This window comes from Micromonospora sp. CA-248089 (assembly GCF_050948515.1).
In the GTDB taxonomy this organism is placed as follows: domain Bacteria; phylum Actinomycetota; class Actinomycetes; order Mycobacteriales; family Micromonosporaceae; genus Micromonospora.
In genome coordinates, this window is the sequence record NZ_CP192016.1 from 4,451,299 (window position 1) to 4,477,658 (window position 26,360).

The following is a 26,360-nucleotide window of genomic DNA, read 5'->3' on the forward strand; positions in this document are numbered from 1 at the left end:
CACCCGCCGGGTACGGCAGGATCGGTGCATGGATCTCGGACTCGGCGACCGGGTGTACGTGCTCACCGGCGCCTCCGGCGGCCTCGGCTTCGCCACCGCCGAACAGCTCGTCGCCGACGGCGCCCGGGTGGTCATCTCCGCGCGTACCCCGGAACGGGTGGCCGCCGCGATCGAGGCGCTCGGCGGCCCGCAGCACGCGATCGGGCTGGCCGCCGACCTCACCGACCCCGCCACCCCGGAGCGGCTCGTCGCCGCCGCCCGCGAACACTTCGGCCGCCTCGACGGCGCGCTGATCTCGGTCGGCGGCCCGCCGCCCGGCACCGCCGCCACCGTGACCGACGAGCAGTGGCGCGAGTCGTTCGAGACGGTCTTCCTGGGCAGCGTCCGGCTCGCCCGCACGGTGGCCGGAGCACTCACCGACGGCGGCGCGATCGGGCTGGTGCTGTCCACCTCGGTACGCGGACCGCTGCCCGGTCTCGGCATCTCCAACGGCCTGCGGCCGGGCCTCGCCGGCGTGGCCAAGGACATGGCGGACGAGTTCGGCCCGCGCGGCGTACGCGTGGTAAGCCTGCTGCCGGGACGGATCATGACCGACCGCAACCGGGAGCTGCTGGCCGGTTCCGGCGACCCCGAGCGGGCCCGCGCGCAGGCCGAGGCGGCGATCCCGCTCCGGCGCATCGGCGACCCGGCGGAGTTCGGAAAGGTGGCCGCGTTCCTGCTCTCCCCCGCCGCCGGGTACGTCACCGGGATCACCGTCCCGGTCGACGGCGGCGCGCTGCGCGGGCTGTGACAGTGGCCGGACTTCCCGCGCCGGCGGCGCCGCCCGGCCGGCTTCCCGGGTCGGTGGGCCGGTGACCGATCGGCGGCGACCGGCCGGTAAGCGGCCCGAGGCGGCGCCGGGACCGGGGACGCCCGCCCGCCGCCACCCCCGGCCCAGCCGGGAGCAGCTCGCGGCGGCGGCCGACCGGCTGCTGCCCGACGTGATCGCACCCGGTCTGGACGTGCTGTTCGTCGGCATCAACCCGGGCCTGTGGTCGGCGGCCACCGGCTGGCACTTCGCCCGCCCGGGCAACCGGTTCTGGCCCGCCCTGCACCGGGGCGGCTTCACGCCGCGGCTGCTGCACCCCAGCGAACAGGACACGCTTCCGGCGCTGGGCCTCGGCATCACCAATATGGTGGCCCGGGCCAGCGCCCGCGCCGACGAACTCACCGCCGACGAACTGGTCGACGGCGCCGCCACGCTCACCGCGAAGGTCGAACGCTACCGGCCCCGCTGGGTGGCGGTTGTCGGGGTGACCGCGTACCGGATCGGGTTCGCCCGGCCCAAGGCCGCGTTCGGGCCGCAGGCGGAGACGCTCGCGGCGGCCCGGCTCTGGGTGCTGCCCAACCCGAGCGGTCTGAACGCCCACTTCACCCCGGAGACGCTGGGTGCCGCGTTCGCCGAGCTGCGCGCCGCGGTCGTCACGGGTTAGGGCGTCGGCCCGGTGCCGGCCGGGCCACCGCCGGCTCGGCCGGCGCCGGGAGCGCCGCCTGGCCGGTCCGCTAGTTGGCAGCGGCCGGGGGCATGGCCTCGTGGGCGACGTAGGTGCCCATCGGCACGGTGGTCACCACCGGCTCGGGCTGCTCGGCCTCGGCGTGGGGCGCGGGCGAGTCGGTGACCGCGAACTGGGTGCGGTACAGCTCGGCGTACAGGCCGCCGACGGCCACCAGTTCGTCGTGCCGGCCGCGCTCCACGATCCGGCCCTCGTCGAGCACGAGGATCTGGTCGGCGTCGCGGACGGTGGAGAGCCGGTGGGCGATGACCAGTGCGGTACGCCCGGTCAGCGCCACCGACAACGCCCGCTGCACCGCCGCCTCGCTCTCCGAGTCCAGGTGGGCGGTGGCCTCGTCGAGGATCACGATCGACGGAGCCTTGAGCAGCAGCCGGGCGATGGCGATGCGCTGCTTCTCGCCGCCGGAGAAGCGGTAGCCCCGCTCCCCGACCGTCGTGTCGAGCCCGTCGGGCAGCGCCCGGACCAGGTCGGCGACCTGCGCACCGGCAAGCGCCGCCCAGATCTCGTCGTCGGTGGCGTCGGGCTTGGCGTAGCGCAGGTTCTCCCGGATCGTCTCGTGGAACAGGTGCGAGTCCTGCGTGACCACGCCGATCTCGTCGCGCAGCGAGGCGAGCGTGGCGTCCCGTACGTCGACGCCACCGACGAGCACCTGGCCGTCGCTGACGTCGTAGATCCGGGAGATGAGCATGGACAGCGTCGACTTGCCCGCCCCGGAGGGGCCGACCAGCGCCACCATCTGCCCCGGCTCGACAGCGAACGAGACGCCCTTGAGCACCGGCTCGTTGACCGTCCGGTCGAGGGTCGAGACCTCCTCCAGGGAGGCGAGCGACACCTCGGCGGCGCTCGGGTAACGGAACCGCACGTCGCGGAACTCGACCCGGCCGTTGCCGCGCGGCACCGGCACCGCGTCCGGCTTCTCGGTGATGGACGGGCGCAGGTCGAGCACCTCGAAGACCCGGTCGAAGGAGACGAGCGCGCTCATCACGTCGACCCGGACGTTCGACAGGGCGGTCAGCGGGCCGTAGAGGCGGGTCAGCAGCAGTGCCAGCTTGACCACGGTGCCGGCGCTGACCGCACCGGTGACGGCCAGCCAGCCGCCGACGCCGTACGTCAGCGCCTGGGCCAGCGACGCGACGAGCAGCATCGCCACGAAGAACGTCCGCGAGTACATCGCGGACTGGATGCCGATGTCGCGCACCCGCTCGGCCCGGCGGGCGAACCGGTCGGCCTCCACCTCCGGCGCGCCGAACAGCTTGACCAGGAGCGCGCCCGCGACGCCGAACCGCTCGGTCATCGTGGCGTTCATCTTGGCGTCGAGGTTGTAGGACTCGCGGGTGATCTCGGCCAGTCGCCGGCCGACCCGGCGAGCCGGGATGATGAAGATCGGCAGCAGCACCAGCGCCAGCACGGTGATCTGCCAGGACAGCACGAGCATCGCCCCGGCGGTGAGCACGAGCTGGATGACGTTGCTGACCACGCCGGACAGCGTCGAGGTGAACGCCCGCTGGGCGCCGAGCACGTCGTTGTTGAGCCGGCTGACCAGGGCGCCGGTCTGGGTGCGGGTGAAGAACTGCAGCGGCATCCGCTGGACGTGGTCGTACACCCGGGTGCGCAGGTCGAGGATGATGCCCTCGCCGATGCGGGCCGAATACCACCGCTGGACCAGCGAGAACAGCGCGTCGGCCACGGCGAGCGCGGCGATGATCAGGGCGAGGCGGACCACAGTCGAGCGGGCGTCGGGGCCACCGCCGGCGATCGCGTCGATGACGTCGCCGGCGAGCAGCGGCGTGGCCACGCCGATCACCGCGGCGATGACCACGGTCATCAGGAAGACGACGATGTCGCGCCGGTAGGGCCGGGCGAACGCGACGATCCGCCGGGCGGTGCCGCGCTTGAGCTCGTGTGCGGAGACCTCGTCGCGGTTGCGCAGCGACCGGAGCATGCTCCAGCCGCCCATGCCGCCGCCGGCCATCGGGTGGGACACTCGTCACCTCCGGGTCGTCGGGGCAGCATGAACCGTCGGAGTCCATTCTCCCGACGCCTGTGACAACCTCGCGAGTAACCCAGATCTTCCCGGACGGTCCTTACGAAATCGCCGTACCGGCTATTCGCCCCGCCCGGCCAGGTCCCGGATCCGCCGGGTCTGCGCCTCCCGCTCGGCGCGCTGCTGCTCGGCGTGCGAGCGTACGGCCGCGCCCGCGAGCAGCGCCTTGATCTCGACGATCGCGTCCCGGTTGTTCGCGAGCAGCCCGGCGGACAGATCACGCACGGCGCCGTCCAGCTCGTCGTTCGGCACCACGAGCGTGGCCAGGCCGATCCGGTCCGCCTCGGCGGCGTCCATCCGGCGGCCGGTGGCGCAGATCTCCAGCGCCCGGGAGTAGCCGACCAGCTCGACCAGGCGGCGCGTGCCGGCCAGGTCGGGAACCAGGCCGAGGGTCACCTCGGCCATCGAGAGCTTCGCGTCGGCGGCGAGCACCCGCATGTCGCAGGCCAGCGCCAGCTGGAAGCCGGCACCGATGGCGTGGCCCTGCACGGCGGCGATCGACACCACGTCCGGCCGGTGCAGCCAGGTGAACCCACCCTGGTAGTCGGCGATCCGGTCGGTGCACTCCGCCTCCGGCATCGCGGCCAGCTCGGCGAAGGAGCCCGGCCCGGTCGCACCGGCGACCGCCAGGTCCAGGCCCGCGGAGAAGGCGCGCCCCTCCCCGCGTACGACGACGACGCGCACGTCGCCGGGCAGGTCGCGGGAGAAGTCACTCATCGCGCGCCACATCGCCGGGGTCTGGGCGTTCAGTACGTCGGGCCGGCACAACGTCACCGTCGCGACCGGCCCGTCGCAGTCGAAGCGCACTCCGGTCGTCTCGGCGGTCACCGGACGCCCCGCAACGCGCTGGTGGACGACGCTGGGGGGCGGGTCACGCCTTCTTCCGGCGCCGGGCGCCGCCGCGCTGCCGCAGCTGCACCCCGGACTCGGTGAGCACCCGGTGGATGAACCCGTAGGAACGGCCGGTCGAGGCCGCCAGAGCACGAATGCTCTCTCCGCCGGTGTACCGCTTTACCAGGTCTTTGGCGAGCGTCTGACGCTCGGCCCCGACGATCCGGCGACCCTTCTCAGTGCTGGTGGCTGTGCCGGTGGCTGCCATGCTGATTCCTCACGTCCCAGACTGTGCGGTTCGGATACGGTCCCACCTATTAGACCGCCTCGGACGATCATGCGCCAGATATCAACTATTCGCCAACCGACACGCTACGCAATGTCAGCTTCCCGATAGAGTGATCCTTCCGGTCGGCTGATCCGTACCGCCCCGCCGGACGAGCGACACGCGGCACCACGGTCGCCCCCACCCCGTCGATCATGAAGTTGACGGCGATGTGGATCTCCAAAAATGCCGCCAACTTCATGATCGACCAGCAGAGCGCCCTGGGGGGTGGGGGGGAGGAGGGCGGGCGGGGTCAGGCCAGCTCGACCAGCTCCAGCAGGTCGTCGGACCAGGCGTCCTCGTCGCCGTCGGGCAGCAGGATCGCGCGGTCCGGCTTGAGTGCGCTGACCGCGCCCGGGTCGTGCGTGACCAGCACGATCGCGCCCGGATAGCGGGCGATCGCGTCGAGCACCTGCTCCCGGCTGACCGGGTCGAGGTTGTTCGTCGGCTCGTCCAGCAGCAGCACGTTGGCGCCGGAGCAGACCAGCGTGGCCAGCGCCAGCCGGGTCTTCTCGCCGCCGGAGAGCACACCGGCCGGCTTGTCCACGTCCTCGCCGGAGAACAGGAACGCGCCGAGGATCTTGCGCAGGTCGGTGTCGGTCTGGTCGGACGCGGCACTGCGCATGTGCTCCAGGATCGTCCGGTCCACGTCGAGCGTCTCGTGCTCCTGGGCGTAGTAGCCCAGCCGCAGCCCGTGCCCGGGGCGTACCTCGCCGGTGTCCGGCTCCAGCAGCCCGCCGAGCATCCGCAGCAGCGTGGTCTTGCCGGCGCCGTTGAGGCCGAGGATGGCCACCCGGGAACCCCGGTCGACCGCCACGTTGACGTCGGTGAAGATCTCCAGCGACCCGTACGACTTGGACAGGCCGGTCGCGGTCAGCGGCGTCTTGCCGCACGGCGCGGGGCTCGGGAACCGCACCTTCGCGACCTTGTCCGCGACGCGGACCTCGTCCAGGCCGGAGAGCAGGCGCTCGGCGCGCCGGGCCATGTTCTGCGCGGCGACGGTCTTGGTGGCCTTGGCCCGCATCTTGTCCGCCTGCGCCATCAGGGCGCCGGCCTTCTTCTCGGCGTTTGCCCGCTCCCGGCGGCGGCGCCGCTCGTCGGTCTCGCGCGCCTCCAGGTACGCCTTCCACCCCAGGTTGTACGTGTCGACCACGGACCGGGTGGCGTCCAGGAACCAGACCTTGTTGACCACGGCCTCCAGCAGCGAGGCGTCGTGGGAGATCACGATCAGGCCGCCCTTGTGGTTGGCGAGGAACCCGCGCAGCCAGGTGATCGAGTCGGCGTCGAGGTGGTTCGTGGGCTCGTCGAGCAGCAGGATGCCGCCGCCGTTCTCACCGGCGTCGCGGAACAGGATCCGCGCCAGCTCGATGCGGCGGCGCTGACCGCCGGAGAGCGTGCCGATGGTCTGCGCCAGGGCGCGGTCGGGCAGGCCGAGGTTGGCGCAGATGCGGGCCGCCTCGGCCTCGGCCGCGTAGCCGCCGAGCGAGGCGAACTGGTCCTCCAGCGCGCCGTAGCGGCGGACCAGCCGCTCGTCGTCGGCGCCCTCGGCGAGCTTGTTCTCCAGTTCCTTCATCTGCGCCATGAGCACGTCCAGCCCGCGGGCGGAGAGCACCCGGTCCCGGCCGGTGACGTCCAGGTCACCGGTACGCGGGTCCTGCGGCAGGTAGCCGATGGCGCTGCGCCGGTCGATCTGGCCGCCGTACGGCTGCCCCTCCCCGGCGAGCACCTTCAGGGTGGTGGTCTTGCCGGCGCCGTTGCGGCCGACCAGGCCGATCCGGTCCCCCGGCTGCACCCGCAGGGTGGTGTCGGACAGCAGAATCCGGGAACCGGCGCGCAGTTCCAGGCCGGTGGCAGTGATCATCTCGGAGTACTCGCTCTCGGGTCCGGAAGGGCTGATTCAGGGCACGCGAAAGCGCCGGCGGGTGGAATTTCCCGTCGGCGCGGGGCGGTTCAGCCTTCGCAGCGCAGCACGGGGGCAAGTGTACCGGTCCCCGCGGGCCCCCTCCCCCGGATTACCGCGCAAGATCATCGGGTACGAAACCCGCCGTCCGGACCCGGTCCGGTACCGCAACCATCACAAACGGACACATCGGTGATCGGGGTCAACATGGAGCTGAACGAGAACGCGCGGGTCGACACCAGCCAGGTGGACGACCGGCGAGGGTCCGGCGGAGGCGGCGGGATGGGCATTCCGATCCCGATCGGCGGCGGCCGGGGCGGGATCGTGGGCATCATCATCGCCGTACTGGTCGCCCTGGTGGGCGGCGGCTTCGGCCTCAACGCCGCCACCAACGGCGGCGGCTCCGAGCAGGGCGACAACACCTCGCTGGAGCAGAAGTGCTCGGCACAGGACGCACTGGAGCAGCTCGACTGCCGCAACACCCTCTACGTCAACTCGATCCAGGCGTACTGGCGTACCGCGATGCCGGAGGCGTTCGGCGAGCAGTACAAGCCGTCGAAGACCGTGTTCTTCAGCCAGAACGTCAGCACCGCCTGCGGCGCCGCCGACTCCGGCGTGGGCCCGTTCTACTGCCCGGCCGACGACCAGGTCTACATCGACCTCACGTTCTACCGGCTGCTGGCCGACCAGCTCGGCGCCAAGGGCGAGTTCGCCCAGCCGTACGTGCTGGCCCACGAGTACGGCCACCACGTGCAGGACCTGCTCGGCACCGAGGCGCAGATGCGCCGCCAGCAGGAGCGCGACCCGCAGAGCGCGAACGCGCTGTCGGTGAAGCTCGAGCTGCAGGCCGACTGCTACGCCGGCGCGTGGGCGAAGAACGCCACCGGCACCGCCGACGACCGCGGGCAGAAAATCTTCAAGAGCATCACCGAGGAGGACATCTCGCAGGCCATCGACGCCGCCGAGAAGATCGGCGACGACGCGATCCAGGAGCGCTCCGGCCGGCCGGTGAACCCGGACGAGTTCACCCACGGCACCTCGGAGCAGCGCAAGCAGTGGTTCACCAAGGGCTTCAACACCGGTGACCCGAAGTCCTGCGACACCTTCGGTTCGGGGGCCTGATCCCCGCAGACCGCATCGGCCCGCACCGCCGCAGACGGCGGTGCGGGCCGATGTCGTTTCCGGGGCGGTCAGGCCGGCAGCGTCACCTGACCCGGGGTGGACCGGTTGACGGTCGTCCCGTCACCGAGCTGGCCCCCGCTGTTGTCGCCCCAGCACCACAGGCCGGCGTCGGTACGGATCGCGCAGCCGTGATCGGTGACCGCGAGGCCGCCGGTCCAGCTGGTGGCGCTACCGACCTGGGCGGGCGCGGACCGGTGGGTGGTGCTGCCGTCGCCCACCTGGCCGGCCGAGTTCTTGCCCCAGCACCACAGGGTGCCGTCGGTACGCGACGCGCAGGACGTGTCGCTGCTGGCGGCGATCCGGTTCCAGGTGGTGGCGGTGCCGATCTGCACCGGCGCGGTCCGGTAGGTGCCGCTCACGCCGAGCTGCCCGTAGCCGTTCTCACCCCAGCACCACAGCGCGCCGGAGCGGACCCCGCAGGTGTGCGCGTACCCGGCCGCGACGCCGGTCCACCCGGTCGCGGTGCCGACCTGCGCGGGCGCGGTCTGGGGCGTCAGGTTGCCGAGCCCGAGCTGGCCGTCCGAGCTGGCCCCCCAGCACCAGAGCGTGCCGCCGGTCCGGATGCCGCAGGTGTGCCCGTAGCCGGTCGAGACGCTCACCCAGTCGGTGGCCGTGCCGACCTGCAGCGGGGTGTTCGCGACGTACGGCGAGGCGCCGACGCCCAGCTGGGTGGTCCGGTTGAAGCCCCAGCACCAGAGCGTGCCGTCGGTGCGGATCGCGCAGGTGTGCTGGGGGCCGGCGTCGACCCGGGCCCAGGTGGTCGCGGTGCCGACCTGCACCGGGGTGCTGCGGCTGGTGGTGCTCCCGTCGCCGAGCTGGCCCCGGAAGTTCGAGCCCCAGCACCACAGCGTCCCGTCCGTGCGGACCGCGCAGGTGTGCCCGGAGCCGGCGTCGACGTTCGTCCAGGTGGCGGTGCCGACCTGCGTCGGGGCACTGCGGTTCGTGGCGGTCCCGTCGCCGAGCTGACCGCCGTAGTTCGAGCCCCAGCACCACAGTCCCCCGTCGGTGCTGATCGCGCACGTGTGTGCGCCGCCCGCGGTGACGCTGCTGACGGTGGGCGCGGCGAGGGCGGCGCGCTGCGCCGGGCCCGCGTTCGCCGTACCGGCCGTGAGTGCGGTGGTGAGCACGAGGCTTCCGGCGCTCATCGCCGCCGCCGCGACGAGGAGCCTCGTCGCACGGCGCCACCGGGCACGCAGCCGGCCGTCCTGATATCCGCTCATGAAGTTGTTCTCTCCCAACGATGTCGGCACGTGATGGCGGAGGCGAAGCTGCCCTGCGGGTCGCCCGGAGACCCGGCTTCGTGACACCGACGATAGGCATCGAGTCGATTCGATGCACCTTCGAGAAGCGGGATTGAGTCGTCTTGAGGTGATCTTTCCTGTTCAGCGGACCAGGATGTGGACCGCCCGGGCGGCGGCGACGGCGGCCACCAGCACCGCGTGCCGGGGTTCCGGCACGTCGAGCAGGCGCGGCGCGCGCAGCGCCGCGAGCGGGGCCAGCCGGCGGTCGGCCAGCACCGTGTCCACCGCGCGCCGGTCGCCGCCGCAGACCAGCGACGCCAGCGTGCCCGCCTCCGGCAACAGCAGGCGTACCGCCAGCTCGGCCGCGTCGCCCAGCGCGGCCTTCGCCTGGTTGTCGCGCCGCCGGGCGAACCGCTGCTGGGACCAGCCGCCCGCCGCGGTCCGGCCCTGCACGTACCGGGTGTCCACCTTGGAGACCACCAGGTCGGTGCCGTCGGCGACGCCGACCGCGACAGCGCCCTTGCGGGCCAGGAGCAGACCGAGCCGGCGGGCCGCCGTCGCGGAGGCGACGAATCCCGGTACGTCCGCCGACGCGCTCGCGCCGGGCGGGGTGTGCAACTCGGCGGTGGCGCCGTCCGGGGCGGTGAGCAGCAGCCCGTACTCGTGCACGGTCGTGGTCGGCGGGCCGTGCCGGTCGGTGAAGCCCTCGACCCAGCGGGCGATGCGGCCGGGGTCGACCTCGACCCACCGGCCACCCCCCGCGGCAGGTCGGCTGCTCATGGCCCGACGGTACGCCATCGACGGAGCCGGGGACGCAACGCGGGAGGACACCGTGACCGGTGCCCTCCCGCGTCCACCGCGTGGATCAGTGGACGGTGAGGTTGCCGCCCTTCAGTTTGACCTCGGCGGTGCCGCCGCCCGTCCAGTCGGACGAGAACAGCAGCGAGCGGCCGTTCCAGAGCGTCACCCCGACGGTGTCGTTCCGACCGGGGGCGCCCCGGTCGGTCACCGTCACGGCCAGGGTCAGGCCGGAGGCCACCAGCTTGCCCTTGTTGTCGTACAGGGCGGCCTGGTAGCGCACCTGGGCGACCTTGCCCGCCGAGGTGACGCCGAGCGCGTCGACGGGGCCGGCCTTGATCGTGTACGCCTTCCCGCCGGAGCGGAACTCGACCTCGGCCTTGCCCGTGGCGGGCTTGTTCGCCTTGCCCGGCTTCGCGTTCAGCTCCACTTCGACTGTGGAGTTCACGTCGGCCGGGTATGCCCCCGCCGAGCGGGCGGCGGTGAACTCGCCGCCGCCGGTGAGGAACCCGCCGTCGGAGACGGCGACCGTCACCTGGGCGGTGGTGCTGCCCGTGTAGGTGCCGCCCACGGTCGCGGTGACGGTGTGCGTGCCCTTCGGCAGGGTGGCCGTGCACGCCGCGGACGCGGTGGTGGTCGCCGTGCCGAGCAGGGCCGGCACGGCGGTGCACAGCGTCACGCCGCCGGAGGTGAAGGTGACGGTGGCGGTCCGGATGTCACCGGCGGTGGTGTCCGGGGCGCCGGGCAGCACCGAGCTGTCCCGGAGCACGGCCCGCAGCAGGGCCTGGCCCGACGTGCCGCCGGTCGCGGTGTTCACGAGCGTGTCACCGGCCCAGCTGACCGCCGCGTCCTCCGGGGCGACGGTGACGATGAACGAGGTGCTGCCGGTCAGCCCGGAGCCGTCGGAGACGGTCACGGTGACCGGGTAGTCGCCCGGGGCCGCCATGGTGGTGCCGGCGACCGTCCAGGTACGCGTACCCGGGCGGGCGTCCGTCGCCGAGGTGCTCGTGACGGCCAGGGACAGGCCGGCGGGCAGCCCGGTGGCGGCGACGGTCAGGTCCGCGCCCGTGGTGTCGCCGTCGGTGGCGGTCACCGTGACGGCGGGCGAGAGCGCGTCGCTGTACTGCACGTTCACGCCGCCGTCCGGGGCGGTGCTGGTGACGGCCGGGGCGGACCGGATGGTGAAGTCGGCGTCGTTGACGTCGAAGAAGACGTTGCCGACCGCCTCGATCTTGATCCGGGCCTTCCCGGTCGCCACGTTCGGCAGCGTCACCGTCGCCGAGCCGGTGTTGGCGGTCTGCTCCGCCAGCACGTACGGGAAGGTCAGCCCGCCGTCGGCGGACAGCGAGATCTTCACCTGCGCGGCGTTCACCGGCGCCACGTCGGTGCCGGCCACGTCCCACGTCACGGTCTGGGCCGAGCCGCCGTCCAGGACCGCGCCGGTGCCCTGCGAGGTCACCAGGAACGGACCCGCGTCCGGCGCCAGCACCACGGAGACGTCGCCGCTGCCGATGCCGCCGCCACCCAGTCGCCCGTCCCGGGCGGTGAGCTTGAAGTGCAGGGTCCGGTCGCCCGCGATGCCGACCCAGTCGCGGGTGGGCAGGAACTCGGAGTAGCAGTCGACCAGCTCGGCCGGCACGTTCGAGGCGCCACCGGTGGCCGGGGGTGCCGGGGCCGCCGGGCAGGCGCCGGTGGCCGCGTTGGTGTTGCCGGCCAGGATCTGCCGCATGTCCGGGAAGACCCGGGTCGAGTCGGTGGTGACCGCGTTCAGACCCGGCGAGTAGTACTTCAGGGTGTCCGTCGGGGACACGATCGCCGCCTCGCTGAACACCCGGAACAGCGGGCCGTTGACCTTCGTGTTGTTCGTCAGCGCGGTGCCGGTCGTGGCGCCCCTGTCGTTCTGCTCCCACAGGTACGTCACCGTGTCGCCGTCGGCGTCGGTGGCGCTGCCGGTCAGCGCGAACGGCGTCCGCACCGGGATGGTGACGGTGTCCGGCACGGTGACCACCGGCGCGTGGTTGGTGGTCTCCTCGACCAGCCAGCCGCCGTTGTCGATGGCGCCGCCCTTGGCGGTCTCGCCGACGAATCCGGAGGCACCGGAGGCGTTGGTCAGCTCCAGCGCCGCCACGTTGGTGGTGGCCAGCGTGCCGCCGAAGGTCACCTGAAAGCCGTTGTCGTTGAGCGTGCCGCTGCCACCGAAGGCGGCCACGGTGACCGTCGCGCCGGCCGGCCAGCCGGCGATGCCCTCGATGGCGGCCTTGATGCCGGCGATGGTGTAGTTGACGCCCCGCACGATCGGCGCCGAGTCGGTGCCCGCGTAGCTGACGGTGAACGAGTCACCGTCGGCGTCGAACCCGTACAGCGAGACGGTCTGCACCTCGTTGATGGCCGGGCGGTTCGACGTGACGTAGTTGGTGATCTCGGTGTAGCTGCGGTGCGACCAGTACGGGTCGCTGTGCGGCTGGAGGTTGTCCTGCTGGCAGATGCCCGCGTACGCCATGATCGACGAACCGCTGCCCGGCTCGTACGAGTTGGCCGCGCTGCGGTTGCCGCCCGAGCAGTTGTACTGCGTGCCGTTGAAGGTGTGGTTGCCGGCGAACTGGTGACCCATCTCGTGCGAGACGTAGTCGACCGCGTAGAAGTCACCGACCGGTGTCGGCAGGCCGGTGCAGCCCTGCGCCTTGCCGTTGCCGCCGATCACACCGAGGCTGGCCACGCCGCCACCGTTGACGCCCAGGCCGATGTGGCCCACGTCGTAGTTGCTCGCGCCGACCAGCTGGCCGAGCACGATCCGGTTACGGCTGAGCGTGCCGCCGCCGCAGGAGGTGAGCTGCGCCGGCGTGAAGCAGGCCGCCGCGCCGCACGGGCCGTTCGGCTCGGTGGCCAGGGCCGGCGTGTTCAGGTTCGTCTTGTCGGTGTCGTTGATCAGGACGAGCCGGATCGCGGTCTCGTCCTCGTAGATCTGGGTGACCCGGTTCATCAGCGTCACCTTCGCGGCGGTGACGTTCTCCGCGCCGAAGTAGGTGGCGTACGACGGGTCGGTCACCAGCGCCACCCGGTAGGTGCGCAGCTTCACCAGCGGCCCGGCCGGTACCTCCGCCTCGGCGATCTCCTCGGCCAGCGCGTGCGCCTCCTGCGTGACGTCCTCACGCTCGACGAACTCGCCCTCCGGGTGCTCCAGGTCGCGGGCGAAGTAGCTCGCGTACAGGCTCTGGTCGCGCTGGTAGTACGGGTCGATGTACCAGTTGCCCTTCGCCGAGCGGACCGAGGCGTGGAACCCCAGCGGGGTGAGGTCCGCCCGGATGGTCGCGGTCGGGTCGTCCAGGCCCTTGCCGGCGTACGTGGTGATGTCCGGGTGCTTCGCGGCCAGGCCGGCCTCCATGACCGGCGAGTCGACCAGCTCGAAGCGCTGGAACGTGCCGTCCGGAGCGGGCAGCGACACCACCTGCTTCGGCACGCGGGCGACCGCCACGCGCTTCTCCGCCGGCGCCTCGTCCAACAGGCCCTTCATGGTGCCGCGGTCCAGCTTGTACGCGGCCAGTCGCTTGGCCTTGATCGCCGCCTTGCGGCCCGCCTTCGTGGCCGCCGGTTTGCCGTCCACCTTCTGCCACGGTCCGTGGACGCCGGGAGCGGCGGAGGCGGGCGCGGGCGCCGCCAGAACGGGAAGCGTCGCCGCGGCCAGCGCGGCGACGAGGAGGGCAGCGGTCCGTCCGCGCCGAGACCGTCCGGCGGGTTGCCGGTCGCGCGGCGGACGCCACAGGGTGATCCTCAAGTTTTCTCCCTGTTCGATCGATGTGGACTGACGCGCGACCGGCGGGGATGACCGGCCGTACGTGAACGGTCCACGGATTGTTCCGTGACCCTAGGACCACTCGCGACTTCGAACATCACCCGCAAAGAGGATGCGGTTCTGTCTGGACGGTGATCCGGGTCGTCCCGGCTTGCGGGATCCGCGCTTCGCAGGCCCGGCACGGCCGGCCTGACGACCAAGGGCACCTGTGGTCGGACGCGGAACCGGAACGGCTCCTTCCGTCGTCCGCAACTGCCGCTTCGACCGGTCCCCCGGCAACGGATCATGAACCGGCCCGCAATCGTGCCGACACATCGGCATGTCCACGTCGGTCAGACAGCGAGCACCGTGGCCACCGCGAGGGCGGCGATGATGCCACTGGACAGCAGCGCGGTGACCTGCCGCCCGCGGGGCCCGGTGAGGGCCCGGCCGATCAGCGTGCCGCCGCCGGCGATCAGCAACTGCCAGCTCGCCGAGGCGAGGAACACCCCGGCGGCGAAGGCACCCGCGCCCGCCGGACCACCACCGAGCACGTCACCCCGGCCGAGGACGAGCGCCACGAAGTAGACCACTGTGGCCGGGTTGAGCAGGGTCAACGCGAGGACCGCGGCGAACGCCCGCACCGGTGTGTCCAGCCCACCCCGCGCCGCCGCCTTCCGATGCGGCCGGCCTTCCCGGGCCGGTCCGCCTTCCACGGCCGGTCCGCCTTCCCCGGCCGGTCCGCCTTCCACGGCCGGTCCGCCTTCCCCGCTCGGCTCCGGCGTCGGGGCGGATGGGCGCAGCGCACGCCAGGCGGTGAGGCAGGCGAGAGCCAGCAGCACCCCTGCGGCGACCAGTCGCAGCGGACCCGCGACCGGCGCGAGCCGGCTCGCCACCGCGGCCCCGCCCAGCGCCGCGACGGCCGCGTAGAGCCCGTCGGCGCTGGCCACGCCGAGCGCCGCCGCCGCACCGACGCGGAACGAGGTACGCGCGCTGAGCCCGAGGATGAGGATCGCGATCGCGCCGACCGGGATGGCGACGCCGTAGCCGGCAATCAGACCGGCGAGGAACGCCCCGGTCACGACGAGGGGTGGTGGGTCGAGGCGGCCGGCGGCAGGGCGCGCTGTCGACGCGCGGCGGTGGCCGCACGGACAGAAACCTGCTTCGGGTACGCCTCGATCACCCGCTCATCCTGCGCCCCACTCCCCCACCCCACCACCCATTTCCGCGCGATCTTGCACTTGCGGCCCTGATGACGGTCGGAATGCCCGGTCTGCCCGGGCAGGATCTGCAAGATCGCGGGGAGGGGGTGCGTGGGTGGTCGGAACGGTGCAGCGCCGTCGGCTCGGCTCGGCTCGGCTCGGGGAGATCTTGGTAGGAAATGGCCCCCATGAGGGCTGTTCAGTCCCATGACATCTGTCAGCGTTGAAGTCCCGATACATGTGTCAGGTGGTAGGGATCTTGGGTCGGGTGGTATGTGCTGCCGGGCATGGCTTCTCGGCGGCATGTGATGAACCTGCTGGACGCGCTGCTGGCGGCGGGGGTTCGGGTGAACGCGGCCGAGTTCGCGCGTGAGCACGGGGTGTCGGTGCGCACGGTGTACCGGCACCGCGCACGTATCCGGGCCGAGGGTCAGTGGCAGGAACGATCCCGGCGTCCGCGTAGTAGTCCGCGGGTCACGCCGCCGGAGGTGGACGCGTGGATCTGCAAACTGCGTGTTGAACTGGGCCCGGACAACGGGGCGGACTTCATCCGAGACGCGTTGGGCGAGGTGCGCCGGCGCATCGGCGCGTCCTGGTCGGTGCCGTCACGCTCGACGGTCAACCGGGTGCTGGCCCGACATGACCTGCTCGTGGCTACTCCGGCTAAACGACCGCGTAGTTCGTGGCGGCGTTTCAGCTATGCCCGGCCCCGCGACTGCTATCAGATCGACGCCACCGAAGTGAAACTCGCCGACGGCCGCACGGTTGTCGTCTTCGACGTCCTGGACGACTGCACCCGCACCCTGGTCGCCTGCCACGCCGCCGCCGCGGAGACCGCCCGAGCCGCGATCACCGCGATCAGACAGGCGTTCACCGCCTACGGCGTGCCAGCCATCGTGCTCAGCGACAACGGCATCGCGTTCACCAGCCGCCGGACCCGACCCGGATCAATCTCCACCTTCGTGCAAACCCTGATCGACCACGGCGCCCGCCCGATCAACTCCAGCCCCTACCACCCACAAACCTGCGGCAAGGTCGAACGCCACCACCAAACCCTCAAAAAATGGCTGAGCACCCAACCCCCACCACAGACCCTCACCGCCCTGCAAACACTCCTGGACACCTACCGCCGCTACTACAACACCCAACGCCGCCACAGCGCCCTACCCCGCCGCACCACACCCGCCCACGCCTGGACCCACGCACCCACCCTCGGCGGACCCACCAGCACACCCCTGCAAACCGACGCCACCCTGCACCACTGCCCCGTGGCCAGCAACGGCGCCATCGCCATCGCCGGACACCGCACCAGCGTCGGCGCCACCCACGCCGGCACCACCGTCACCGCCATCCGCGACAACAACCACGTCACCATCTACCACCCCGACGGCCAACCCATCGGCCATCTCCACCTCGACCCCGACAAGAACTACATCCCCCTCACCCCCACCCCCACGATCCACAACCCATGACACATCTATCGGGACTTCCCATTGACACATGTCCCGGGACATGACAGCCCCCATGAGGGCCATTTCCTACCAAGATCTTCGGCTTTCCTGACAAGTGGACGCGAACTCTCGCTGGCTGGGACGCGATCCTGAGTAGGACGGCGGAGCCTGGCTGACGAGTGTGGGGAGGCGGACGGAAGCGAGGTCGGCGGAGGGCTCAGTAACGGAGGGGACAAAGGGGCGGGGTTCGGAAGCGGGGCGGGAAAGCGGTGCGGGCGCGGAAAACAGTGCGGGCGCGGAAGGCAGTGCCGGGGGCGGGAAGGCGGGGCGGGCGCGGGAAGCAGTGCGGGCGCGGCACCCCCTGGTAGGGGTGCCGCGCCCGTGGCCGGACCGGAGAACGGTCAGACGTTGAAGCCGAGCGAGCGGAGCTGGTCGCGCCCCTCGTCGGTGATCTTGTCGGGGCCCCACGGCGGCAGCCAGACCCAGTTGATCCGGATGTCGTTGACCAGGCCGCCACCGGGACCGGTGGTGAGCGCCTGCCGGGCCTGGTCCTCGATGACGTCGGTCAGCGGGCAGGCCGCCGACGTCAGCGTCATGTCCAGGGTGGCGACGTTCTCGTCGTCGACGTGGACGCCGTACACCAGGCCCAGGTCGACCACGTTGATGCCCAGCTCGGGGTCGACGACGTCCTTCATCGCCTCCTCGATGTCACCGATCGCGGCCTTGCCGCCGGCCGGCGCCGCCGCACCCGCGGCCGCACCGTCAGCCCCGTTGACGGCCGCGCCACCGGGAGCCGTGCCGTCCGTCGCCACCGCGCCGGCCTCGGGGGTCATGTTCTCGTCGCTCATGCCTTCACCTCCGGGCTCACGCCCACCCCGGCGCGTGCCGCGGCGTCCTTGAACGCCATCCACGACAACAGCGCGCACTTCACCCGGGCCGGGTAGCGCGCGACACCCGCGAACGCCACCCCGTCTCCGAGCACGTCCTCGTCCGGCGTGACCTGGCCCCGCCCGGACATCAACTGCACGAACGCCTCGTGCACCACCGCGGCGTCGCTCGCGGCCTTGCCGCGCAGCAGCTCGTGCAGGATGCTCGCCGACGCCTGGCTGATCGAGCAGCCCATCCCGTCGTACGAGATGTCGGTGAACACGCTGCCGTCGGTCGCCACCCGCACGGTGATCTCGTCGCCGCAGGTCGGGTTGACGTGGTGCGCCTCGCCGACCCGGGCGGCCGGGTCCGTCGCGTCCCGCAGGCCACGGCCGTGCGGGTGCTTGTAGTGGTCCAAAATGATCTCTTGGTAGAGAGATTCAAGTTGCATCAGTCGAATACCTTCCGCACCCGCTCCAGCCCCGCCACCAGGGCGTCGATCTCCGCGGTGGTGGTGTAGAGGTAGAACGACGCCCGGGTCGTGGCCGGCACCCCGAAGCGGGTGCACACCGGCCGGGCGCAGTGGTGGCCCACCCGCACCTGCACGCCGAGCGAGTCGAGCACCTGGCCGACGTCGTGCGGGTGCACGTCACCGAGCGCGAACGAGATCGTCCCGCCCCGGCCCACCGGCACGGTCGGGCCGAAGATCCGCAGGCCGGGCACGGTGGCGAGGGCGTCCAGCGCGTACGCCGTCAGCTCCTTCTCGTGCCACTGGATGGCCGGCATCCCGATCGCGGTGAGGTAGTCGACCGCCGCGCCGAGCGCCACCGCCTCGGCGATCGGCGGGGTGCCCGCCTCGAACCGGGCCGGCGGCGCGGCGAACGTCGAGCCGGCCATGGTCACCGTCTCGATCATCGAGCCGCCGCCCATCACCGGGGGCATCGCGGCGAGCAGCTCGCCCCGGCCCCAGAGCACGCCGATGCCGGTCGGGCCGCACATCTTGTGCCCGGTGAAGACGATGAAGTCGGCGTCGTAGTCGACCACGTCCATCGGCAGGTGCGGCACCGACTGCGAGCAGTCGAGCAGCAGCAGCGCGCCGACCTCACGGACCCGCGCGGTGATCCGCGCGGTGGCGTTGACGGTGCCGAGGATGTTCGACATGTGCACCAGCGAGACGATCTTCGTCCGCTCGGTGACCAGGTCGTCCAGGCCGGACTCGTCGAGCCGGCCCTGGTCGGTGACCGGGAACCAGCGCAGCGTCGCGCCGGTGCGCTCCGCCAGCAACTGCCACGGGACGATGTTCGAGTGGTGCTCCATCTCGGAGATCACGATCTCGTCGCCGGGGCCCAGCCGGAGCCGGGGGTCGCTGTCCGCGCGCAGCGACGCGTTGGAGAACGCGTACGCCACGAGGTTGATCGCCTCGGTGGAGTTCTTGGTGAACACCACCTCGTCCACGCTCGGCGCGTTGATGAACGCGGCGATCTTCGCCCGCGCGCCCTCGTAGGCCTCGGTCGCCTCGGTGCCCAGCGTGTGCACCGAGCGCGACACGTTGGCGTTGTGCAGCGCGTAGTGCTCGGCGAGCACGTCGAGCACCTGCCGCGGCTTGTGCGAGGTGTTCGCGCTGTCCAGGTAGACCAGCGGGTGGCCGTTGACCTCCCGGTCGAGGATCGGGAAGTCGGCCCGCACCTTCGCCACGTCGAAGCGCGGCACGTCGTCGTACTGCGGCATGCCCGCCGGGATGGCCATCGAGGTCATGTCGAGTCTCAGGCCCGCGCCGCGCCGGCCCCGGCGACGTACCGCTCGTAGCCCTCTTCCTCGAGCTTGTCGGCCAGCTCCCGGCCGCCCTGCTCGACGATCCGGCCGGCCACGAAGACGTGCACGAAGTCCGGCTTGATGTAGCGCAGGATGCGCGTGTAGTGGGTGATCAGCAGCAGGCCGGTGTCACCGGTGTCGCGCACCCGGTTTACGCCCTCGCTGACCACGCGCAGCGCGTCCACGTCCAGGCCGGAGTCGGTCTCGTCGAGGATCGCCATCTTCGGCTTGAGCAGCTCCAGCTGCACGATCTCGTGCCGCTTCTTCTCGCCGCCGGAGAAGCCCTCGTTGACGTTGCGCTGGGCGAACGCCGGGTCCATCTGGAGGCGCTCCATGGCGCCGCGCAGCTCGCCGCCCCAGGTGCGCAGCTTCGGCGCCTCGCCGTCGATGGCGGTCTTGGCGGTACGCAGGAAGTTGGCCACCGACACACCGGGGACCTCGACCGGGTACTGCATGGCGAGGAAGAGGCCGGCGCGGGCCCGCTCGTCGACGGACATGGACAGCACGTCCTCGCCGTCGAGGGTCACCTCGCCGCCGGTGATCTCGTACTTCGGGTGACCGGCGATCGAGTACGCCAGCGTGGACTTGCCGGAGCCGTTCGGGCCCATGATGGCGTGCGTCTCGCCGGAGCGCACGGTCAGGTCGACCCCGTGCAGGATCGGCTTGAGCTCACCCTCGGGCAGCTTGACCGACACCTTCAGGTCGCGGATCTCCAGGGTGCTCATCAGCGGGTCACTCCATTGCTCGGCAGCGGACGGCCGTCGCCGTCCACGGAAAGGTAGATGTCGCCGTCACGAACTTCGACGGAATAGACGGGTACGGGTTCGGTGGCGGGCAGCCCGGTGGGCTCACCGGTACGCAGGTCGAAACGGGATCCGTGCAGCCAGCATTCCAGCGTGCAGCCCTCGACCTCGCCCTCGGACAGCGCCACGGCGGCGTGCGAGCACTCGTCGTGCACGGCGTAGAACACGTCGTCCTCGCCGTGCACGATCGCGACCTGCACGCCGTCCACGTCGGCGCTGATCGCGGTGCCCTTCGGCACGTCCTCGGTGGAGCAGATCTTGAGCATCAGGCGTCGGCCTTCGCCAGCCGGGCCTCGATGGCGTCGCCCAGGCGCTCGCGCAGGTCCTCGACCGGGATCTTGTTGATCAGCTCGGCGAAGAAGCCGCGCACCACCAGGCGCCGCGCCTCGGCCTCCGGGATGCCCCGGGCCATCAGGTAGAACAGCTGCTCGTCGTCGAAGCGGCCGGTCGCGCTGGCGTGCCCGGCGCCGGCGATCTCGCCGGTCTCGATCTCCAGGTTGGGTACGGAGTCGGCCCGCGCGCCGTCGGTGAGCAGCAGGTTCCGGTTGATCTCGTACGTGTCGGTGCCGGTGGCCTCGGCACGGATCAGCACGTCGCCGACCCAGACCGTGTGCGCGTCGTCGCCCTGCAGCGCGCCCCGGTAGCCGACGTTGCTGCGGCAGTCCGGCACGGTGTGGTCGACCAGCTGCCGGTGCTCCAGGTGCTGGCCGGAGTCGGCGAAGTAGACGCCGTACAGCTCGGCCTCGCCGCCGCGCTGGGTGTACTCGACAGACGTGTACTGCCGGACCAGGTCGCCGCCGAGGCTGACCTGCACGTGCAGGATCCGGGCGTCACGGCCCAGCCGCACCTTGAGGTGCTGCGCCTGCACCGCGTCGTCGGCCCAGTCGGCGACCGTGACCAGGGTCAGCTTCGCCCCGTCGCCCACCGACACCTCGACGTTGTCGGCGAGCGTGGCCGAGCCGACGTGCTCGATCACCACTGTGGCCTCGGCGAACCGGTCCACCTCGACGAACGTGTGGCCGAAGGCGAGCGCCTCGGCGTTCTCGCCGACCACCCGCAGGCGCACCGGCGCCTCCACCACCGCGTCGCGGTCGACGCGCACCAGCAGCGCGCCGTCGGCCCCGCCGTACGCGAGCGCGCTGACCCGGTCGAACGGGGTGAGCACGCTGCCCACCCGCGGGTCGTCCCGGCCGATCCGGTCGACGGTGACGCCCTCGGGCAGGTCACCGTACTCGTGCCGGACCGTGCCGGTCGCGCCCTGCGCCGACCCGGTCAGGCCGCGCAGTCGCTTGAGCGGGGTGAAGCGCCACTCCTCCTCCAGGCCGGTCAGGGCCGGGAAGTCGGCGACGTCGTACGAGCGGAGCGCCTGCGACTTGGTCGTGGGCGGTGCGGAAGCCTGGGTAGTCATCTCTTCCTTGGTCTGTTCTGCGATTGATCGGAGGGTCGGTCGCGCTGGTCGCGACGCGGCGTGACTGGTCCGGCCGCGCGGCGGTCAGCCCACGGCGCCTTCCATCTGCAGCTCGATCAGGCGGTTGAGCTCCAGCGCGTACTCCATCGGGAGCTCCTTGGCGATCGGCTCGATGAAGCCGCGCACGATCATCGCCATCGCCTCGTCCTCGCTCAGGCCCCGGCTCATCAGGTAGAAGAGCTGGTCCTCGCTGACCTTGGAGACGGTCGCCTCGTGGCCCATCGACACGTCGTCCTCGCGGATGTCGACGTACGGGTAGGTGTCGGAGCGGGAGATCGTGTCGACCAGGAGCGCGTCGCACTTGACGGTGCTCTTGCTGCTGGTCGAGCCCTCCAGCACCTGCACCAGACCGCGGTACGAGGTGCGGCCGCCGCCCCGGGCGATCGACTTCGACACGATGGTCGAGGAGGTGTGCGGCGCGGCGTGCACCATCTTGGCGCCGGCGTCCTGGTGCTGGCCCTCGCCGGCCATCGCGACCGAGAGCACCTCGCCCTTGGCGTGCTCGCCGGTCATGTAGACCGCCGGGTACTTCATGGTGACCTTGGAGCCGATGTTGCCGTCGACCCACTCCATGGTCGCGCCCTCGTGGCACACGGCGCGCTTGGTGACCAGGTTGTAGACGTTGTTCGACCAGTTCTGGATGGTCGTGTACCGGCACCGGGCGTTCTTCTTGACGATGATCTCCACGACGGCGCTGTGCAGCGAGTCGGAGGAGTAGATGGGCGCGGTGCAGCCCTCGACGTAGTGCACGTACGCGCCCTCGTCGACGATGATCAGCGTCCGCTCGAACTGGCCCATGTTCTCCGTGTTGATCCGGAAGTAGGCCTGCAGCGGGATGTCCACGTGCACGCCCTTCGGCACGTAGATGAATGAGCCACCGGACCAGACGGAGGTGTTCAGCGCGGCGAACTTGTTGTCGCCGACCGGGATGACCGTGCCGAAGTACTCCTTGAACAGGTCCTCGTGCTCCTTGAGCGCGGTGTCCGTGTCCAGGAAGACGACGCCCTGCTCCTCCAGGTCCTCACGGATCTGGTGGTAGACGACCTCGGACTCGTACTGCGCCGCGACACCGGCGACCAGGCGCTGCTTCTCCGCCTCCGGGATGCCGAGCTTGTCGTAGGTGTTCTTGATGTCCTCGGGCAGGTCCTCCCAGGAGGTGGCCTGCTTCTCGGTGGACCGCACGAAGTACTTGATGTTGTCGAAGTCGATCCCGGTGAGGTCGGCGCCCCAGTTCGGCATCGGCTTGCGGCCGAAAAGCCGCAGGCCCTTGAGCCGCAGGTCGAGCATCCAGGCCGGCTCGTTCTTCTTGGCCGAGATGTCGCGCACCACCGCCTCGCTGAGGCCGCGCTGGGCGGAGGCCCCGGCGACGTCGGGGTCGGCCCAGCCGTACTCGTAACGACCGAGGGCCGCGAGCTGCTCCTCCTGGGTCAGGGGCTGGACGATCTGCTCGGTCATCTATCTGTCCTCACAGTGGTGACGGTGGAACCGGACTGGGCGGGAATGTGCGTGGTGCACACGCCGTCGCCGTGCGCGATGGTGGCCAGGCGCTGTACGTGAGTGCCGACCAGACGGGAGATCACTTCGGTCTCGGCCTCGCACAGCTGAGGGAACTCGGCGGCCACGTGCGCCACCGGGCAGTGGTGCTGGCAGAGCTGGCCGCCGGAGGCGATCGTGGACGCGTTGGCAGCGTAACCCTCGGCGGTCAGCGCGCCGGCGAGTGCCTCCGCCCGCGCGAGCGGGGCGTCACCGGCGTCCTCCATGGCTGCCCGGCAGCGGGTCTCCAGCGCGGAGACCTGCTCGGCCGCGAACGCCGCGACCGCCTCGGTGCCGCCGGTGCGGGCGATCCACCGCAGCGCGGCGGTGGCCATGTTGTCGTAGTGGTGGGTGCCGCAGCGGCCCCGGCCCGCCTCGGTGAGCGCGAAGACCTTGGCCGGCCGGCCGCGCCCGCGGCTGCCGCGCACGGTCTGCTCGCGGGCGACCACGTCACCGTCGGCGAGCATCGCGTCGAGGTGCCGGCGGATCGCCGCCGGGCTCAGACCGAGGGCCGTGCCGAGCTGCGCGGCGGTGGTGGGACCACGCTCCAGCAGCAGCTGGGTGACCCGGTCGCGGGTCGACAGGTCGGCCGGAGCGGCCTCCCGCTCGCCACGCCGTACGCTGCGACGTGCGCGCGAACCACCGGCGACCGGACCGGCCACCGGCGTTCGGGAGAGCGCCGCCGCGTTTTTCACAACGGCAACGTTACGTAATTCGCGGAGGGCCTGCAAACCCGGGGTCCGGTGATTCCGACCACCGGGGTGCCGGAGTCACCCGATCGGGATCAACTACGGTGCGTAGGATTCGCTCCGTGAAGCGATCCGTCCGGTTCCCGGTCTCCGCCACGCTGCTGCGCCGCCTCGCGCTCGCCTCGATCATCGCGAACGTCGCGATCGTGGTCACCGGCGGGGCCGTCCGGCTCACCGCCTCCGGCCTCGGCTGCCCCACCTGGCCGCGGTGCACCGACGACTCCTACACCACGACCACCGAGATGGGCGTGCACGGGGTGATCGAGTTCGGCAACCGGCTGCTCACCTTCGCGGTGGGCATCATCGCGCTCGCCGTGGTGGTGGCCGTGCTGGCCCACCGCCCCCGCCGCCGGGGACTGCTCCCGCTGGCCGTGGGCGTGCTGTTCGGCATCCCGGCCCAGGCGGTCATCGGTGGCATCACCGTGCTCACCAACCTCAACCCGTGGGTGGTCGGGCTGCACTTCCTCGCCTCGATGGCGGTGATCGCCGCCGCGTACGCGCTCTGGCGGCGCATCAAGGAGCCGGACGGGCCGGTGGCACCGACCGTGCCGGCGCCGCTGCGTACCCTCGCCTGGATCACCACGGCGGTGAGCGCGTCGGTGCTGGTGGTCGGCACGTGGGTGACCGGCAGCGGACCGCACGCCGGCGACCACGGCGCGGCCCGCAACGGCCTGGACCCGGCAGCGATCTCCCAGGTCCACGCCGACGGCGTCTTCCTGCTGATCGGCCTCTCGGTGGCGCTGTACTTCGCGTTCCGGGCGGTCGGCGCGGAGCGCGCCGCGCGGGCCGCGGCGGTGCTGATCGCGGTCGAGCTGGGCCAGGGCGTGATCGGCTTCGTCCAGTACTTCACCCACCTGCCCGGCGTGCTGGTCGGCGCACACATGCTCGGCTCCTGCCTGGTGCTGCTGGCCACGCTGGGCGTGCTCTGGGCCACCCGGGAGCGGCTGCCGGCCACCCCGGAGGCTCCGGCCGCGCCCGCCGCGCAGCGGGTGGGCGCCGCCGCCTGAGCGGGGCGTTACCGCGCGGCGGAAGCGGGAAAGCGGCACGGGCCACCTACCGTCCGCCCGAGGGGAGCTCCCCGTGTCGCGCAAGAGCCTCTCCACCACCACCCCGCAACGGCTGACCCCGGTCGCCGGAGCGCCGCTGTGGTGCGACGCCCGCGAGTACGGCCTCACCGGCGACGGGGTCACGAACGACCAGCCCGCCCTGGCGGCGCTGGTGGACCGCCTCGGCGCCGGGTACGACGCCGACGGCCGGGCCCGGGTGATCTACTGCCCGCCCGGCCTCTACTCGATCCGCGACGCCGGGACCGTCTGGCGCAGCGGCGTCTCGCTGCTCGGCGCCGGGCCGGCCGCGACCCGCTTCCTGCTCAGCAACGAGGGCGACCGCAGCGCACCGGTCCCGCTCGCCTACTGGACCACGGTGCAGCACGGCGCGGACCGGGACCGGCACATCACCGACTGCACGTTCGCCGACTTCGAGATCGACGGCTCCGGCGTGGCCCAGACGTCCTACGACTACCTGGCCAAGGGGCTGGGCCTGCAGTACGTGGTGCGCGGCGTGTTCCGCAACCTCTACATCCACCACACCGGCGCGACCGGCCTGGGCTGCGACTTCCTCCAGGACAGCCTGATCGACGGCGTGGTCGTGGTGGGATGCGGCCGGCTGGACAACGGCGACCAGATGGGCGGCGCCGGGATCGGCGTCGGCATCGGCGGCTGGGGCGACGTGGAGCGCCTCACCATCGCCAACTGCACCACCATCGGCAACGGCACCAACGGCATCTTCCTGGAGCTGCAGAAGGACTACTGGACCCCGCCGCGCGGCTTCCGGATCATCGGCTGCCACAGCCAGGCCAACCGGTTCGGCATCTCCGACTGGGGCGCCGAGGGGCTGATCGTCTCCGGCTGCACCATGACCAACAACCTGGAGGCCGGCTTCGACGTGTCGGGCAACGGCACCGCCGGGGTTGCCGGGCGCGGCGGCCTGGTCACCGGCTGCGTGATCGACGCCAACGTGGGCGACGGGATCAGCATGGGCAACACCCCCGGCTCGTACACGGTGCAGGGCAACCGGATCAGCCGCAACGGTGGTTTCGGCTACCACGAGCACGACCTGGGCCACGGCTACCGGGGCGCGGCGGCCGACGTGGTCATCCAGGACAACGACATCCGGGACAACGCGCTGGACGGCATCCGGATCGACCGGCCGATGCTGGACACGTCGATCGTCGGGAACCGGATCCGGGACAACGGCCGCCGCTCCGCCCCGGCCTGCTCCGGCTCCGGCGAGGCGGTGCGGTACGGCCCACGCGAGGTCACCGACGGCAACGCCGACTGGCCGGCCGGCGGGCACCGGGGCAAGGTGGTGCGGGTCGGCTCCCGCGACGCCGTGGTGTCCGACAACAGCGCCGACCGGCTCTCCCTGGCCGAGGTGCGCCCGGACGGCTCCACCGGCTGGAGCGCCGCCACGCCGGGGCCCGGCACGGCGTACGAGCTGCCGGACTCGCCACCGGCGTGCGGCGGCATCACGATCGCCGCGCCGTTCGACTCGGCCACCGTGCGCGGCAACCGGATCTGGCACCGGGACGCCGACACCCAGGCGTACGGCATCTGGGTCACCGAGGCGGGCAGTTGCGTCTCCTGCGCGTTCGAGGACAACGACCTGGCCGGCACCGAGGCCGCGCTGCGGCTGGACACGCCGCCGATCGGCGGTCGCTGGGCACGCAACCACAGCGACCGAGACTGACCTCCCGGCGGCGCGGGCGGCACCGGCGGCTCGGGCGGCTCCGGTTCAGCCGGGCCGGCGTCGGTGGTGACAGCCAGCATGACC

Annotated in this window: 22 protein-coding genes; 6 read left to right on the top strand and 16 right to left on the bottom strand. The window is 71.8% G+C overall.

Features of this window, described 5'->3' with window-relative positions; genetic code table 11:
• Positions 1-28: 28 nt before the first annotated feature.
• A complete protein-coding gene (locus tag ACQP26_RS20795) occupies positions 29-790 on the top strand; it encodes an SDR family oxidoreductase (RefSeq protein ID WP_433493770.1) in 762 nt (253 codons plus the stop codon).
• Between the two features lie 61 nt (positions 791-851).
• On the top strand, positions 852-1,472 hold the full coding sequence (gene mug / locus ACQP26_RS20800; RefSeq protein WP_433493771.1) for a G/U mismatch-specific DNA glycosylase: 621 nt from the start codon (positions 852-854) through the stop codon (positions 1,470-1,472).
• Between the two features lie 70 nt (positions 1,473-1,542).
• On the opposite strand, the gene ACQP26_RS20805 is transcribed toward mug, so the two are convergent.
• The 4 genes from ACQP26_RS20805 to ACQP26_RS20820 form a co-directional block, all read right to left on the bottom strand.
• Positions 1,543-3,525: an ABC transporter ATP-binding protein gene (locus ACQP26_RS20805; protein ID WP_269707059.1), complete on the bottom strand. Its 1,983-nt coding sequence runs from the start codon at positions 3,523-3,525 to the stop codon at positions 1,543-1,545.
• 132 nt (positions 3,526-3,657) lie between these two features.
• Entirely contained in the window at positions 3,658-4,425 is a 768-nt protein-coding gene (locus tag ACQP26_RS20810; protein WP_433493772.1) for an enoyl-CoA hydratase/isomerase family protein, read from the bottom strand.
• Between the two features lie 43 nt (positions 4,426-4,468).
• Positions 4,469-4,696, bottom strand: coding sequence for a helix-turn-helix domain-containing protein (locus ACQP26_RS20815; RefSeq protein ID WP_007072022.1), 228 nt, complete (start codon positions 4,694-4,696; stop codon positions 4,469-4,471).
• Positions 4,697-5,006: 310 nt separating this feature from the next.
• On the bottom strand, positions 5,007-6,614 hold the full coding sequence (locus tag ACQP26_RS20820) for an ABC-F family ATP-binding cassette domain-containing protein (protein ID WP_064445312.1): 1,608 nt from the start codon (positions 6,612-6,614) through the stop codon (positions 5,007-5,009).
• Between the two features lie 246 nt (positions 6,615-6,860).
• Here ACQP26_RS20820 and ypfJ point away from each other — a divergent pair, with 246 nt between their 5' ends.
• Positions 6,861-7,775, top strand: coding sequence for a KPN_02809 family neutral zinc metallopeptidase (gene ypfJ, locus ACQP26_RS20825; RefSeq protein ID WP_433496175.1), 915 nt, complete (start codon positions 6,861-6,863; stop codon positions 7,773-7,775).
• A gap of 68 nt (positions 7,776-7,843) precedes the next feature.
• Here ypfJ and ACQP26_RS20830 read toward each other — a convergent pair whose 3' ends face one another.
• The 4 genes from ACQP26_RS20830 to ACQP26_RS20845 form a co-directional block, all read right to left on the bottom strand.
• Positions 7,844-9,055 (bottom strand): RCC1 domain-containing protein, encoded by a 1,212-nt coding sequence (locus tag ACQP26_RS20830; protein WP_433493773.1) that lies wholly within the window; start codon positions 9,053-9,055, stop codon positions 7,844-7,846.
• Between the two features lie 162 nt (positions 9,056-9,217).
• Entirely contained in the window at positions 9,218-9,856 is a 639-nt protein-coding gene (locus ACQP26_RS20835) for an acVLRF1 family peptidyl-tRNA hydrolase (RefSeq protein ID WP_281577258.1), read from the bottom strand.
• Positions 9,857-9,941: 85 nt separating this feature from the next.
• Positions 9,942-13,646, bottom strand: coding sequence for a M12 family metallo-peptidase (locus ACQP26_RS20840; RefSeq protein WP_433493774.1), 3,705 nt, complete (start codon positions 13,644-13,646; stop codon positions 9,942-9,944).
• 350 nt (positions 13,647-13,996) lie between these two features.
• Positions 13,997-14,725: a LysE family transporter gene (locus tag ACQP26_RS20845; protein WP_433493775.1), complete on the bottom strand. Its 729-nt coding sequence runs from the start codon at positions 14,723-14,725 to the stop codon at positions 13,997-13,999.
• A gap of 407 nt (positions 14,726-15,132) precedes the next feature.
• On the opposite strand from ACQP26_RS20845, the gene ACQP26_RS20850 reads away from it, so the two are divergent.
• Positions 15,133-16,317: a DDE-type integrase/transposase/recombinase gene (locus ACQP26_RS20850; RefSeq protein ID WP_433493339.1), complete on the top strand. Its 1,185-nt coding sequence runs from the start codon at positions 15,133-15,135 to the stop codon at positions 16,315-16,317.
• 380 nt (positions 16,318-16,697) lie between these two features.
• Here ACQP26_RS20850 and ACQP26_RS20855 read toward each other — a convergent pair whose 3' ends face one another.
• From ACQP26_RS20855 to ACQP26_RS20890, 8 genes are all read right to left on the bottom strand, one after another.
• Positions 16,698-17,144, bottom strand: coding sequence for a metal-sulfur cluster assembly factor (locus ACQP26_RS20855; RefSeq protein WP_433493776.1), 447 nt, complete (start codon positions 17,142-17,144; stop codon positions 16,698-16,700).
• A complete protein-coding gene (gene sufU / locus ACQP26_RS20860; RefSeq protein ID WP_269705052.1) occupies positions 17,141-17,614 on the bottom strand; it encodes a Fe-S cluster assembly sulfur transfer protein SufU in 474 nt (157 codons plus the stop codon). The genes ACQP26_RS20855 and sufU overlap by 4 nt, the downstream gene beginning before the upstream one ends.
• A complete protein-coding gene (locus tag ACQP26_RS20865; protein WP_433493777.1) occupies positions 17,614-18,918 on the bottom strand; it encodes a cysteine desulfurase in 1,305 nt (434 codons plus the stop codon). The genes sufU and ACQP26_RS20865 overlap by 1 nt, the downstream gene beginning before the upstream one ends.
• Before the next feature lie 8 nt (positions 18,919-18,926).
• Entirely contained in the window at positions 18,927-19,700 is a 774-nt protein-coding gene (gene sufC / locus ACQP26_RS20870; protein WP_064445306.1) for a Fe-S cluster assembly ATPase SufC, read from the bottom strand.
• Entirely contained in the window at positions 19,700-20,044 is a 345-nt protein-coding gene (locus ACQP26_RS20875; protein WP_064445305.1) for a non-heme iron oxygenase ferredoxin subunit, read from the bottom strand. The genes sufC and ACQP26_RS20875 overlap by 1 nt, the downstream gene beginning before the upstream one ends.
• Complete coding sequence (sufD, locus tag ACQP26_RS20880) at positions 20,044-21,186, bottom strand: Fe-S cluster assembly protein SufD (RefSeq protein WP_433493778.1); 1,143 nt, start codon at positions 21,184-21,186, stop codon at positions 20,044-20,046. Before sufD ends, ACQP26_RS20875 begins: the two co-directional genes overlap by 1 nt.
• Positions 21,187-21,270: 84 nt before the next feature.
• Positions 21,271-22,701: a Fe-S cluster assembly protein SufB gene (gene sufB / locus ACQP26_RS20885; RefSeq protein WP_013287447.1), complete on the bottom strand. Its 1,431-nt coding sequence runs from the start codon at positions 22,699-22,701 to the stop codon at positions 21,271-21,273.
• Complete coding sequence (locus ACQP26_RS20890; RefSeq protein ID WP_269705049.1) at positions 22,698-23,474, bottom strand: helix-turn-helix transcriptional regulator; 777 nt, start codon at positions 23,472-23,474, stop codon at positions 22,698-22,700. The genes sufB and ACQP26_RS20890 overlap by 4 nt, the downstream gene beginning before the upstream one ends.
• Positions 23,475-23,572: 98 nt before the next feature.
• On the opposite strand from ACQP26_RS20890, the gene ACQP26_RS20895 reads away from it, so the two are divergent.
• Positions 23,573-24,535: a COX15/CtaA family protein gene (locus ACQP26_RS20895; protein WP_269705047.1), complete on the top strand. Its 963-nt coding sequence runs from the start codon at positions 23,573-23,575 to the stop codon at positions 24,533-24,535.
• 73 nt (positions 24,536-24,608) lie between these two features.
• A complete protein-coding gene (locus ACQP26_RS20900) occupies positions 24,609-26,276 on the top strand; it encodes a right-handed parallel beta-helix repeat-containing protein (protein ID WP_433493779.1) in 1,668 nt (555 codons plus the stop codon).
• The last annotated feature ends 84 nt before the right edge of the window (positions 26,277-26,360 follow it).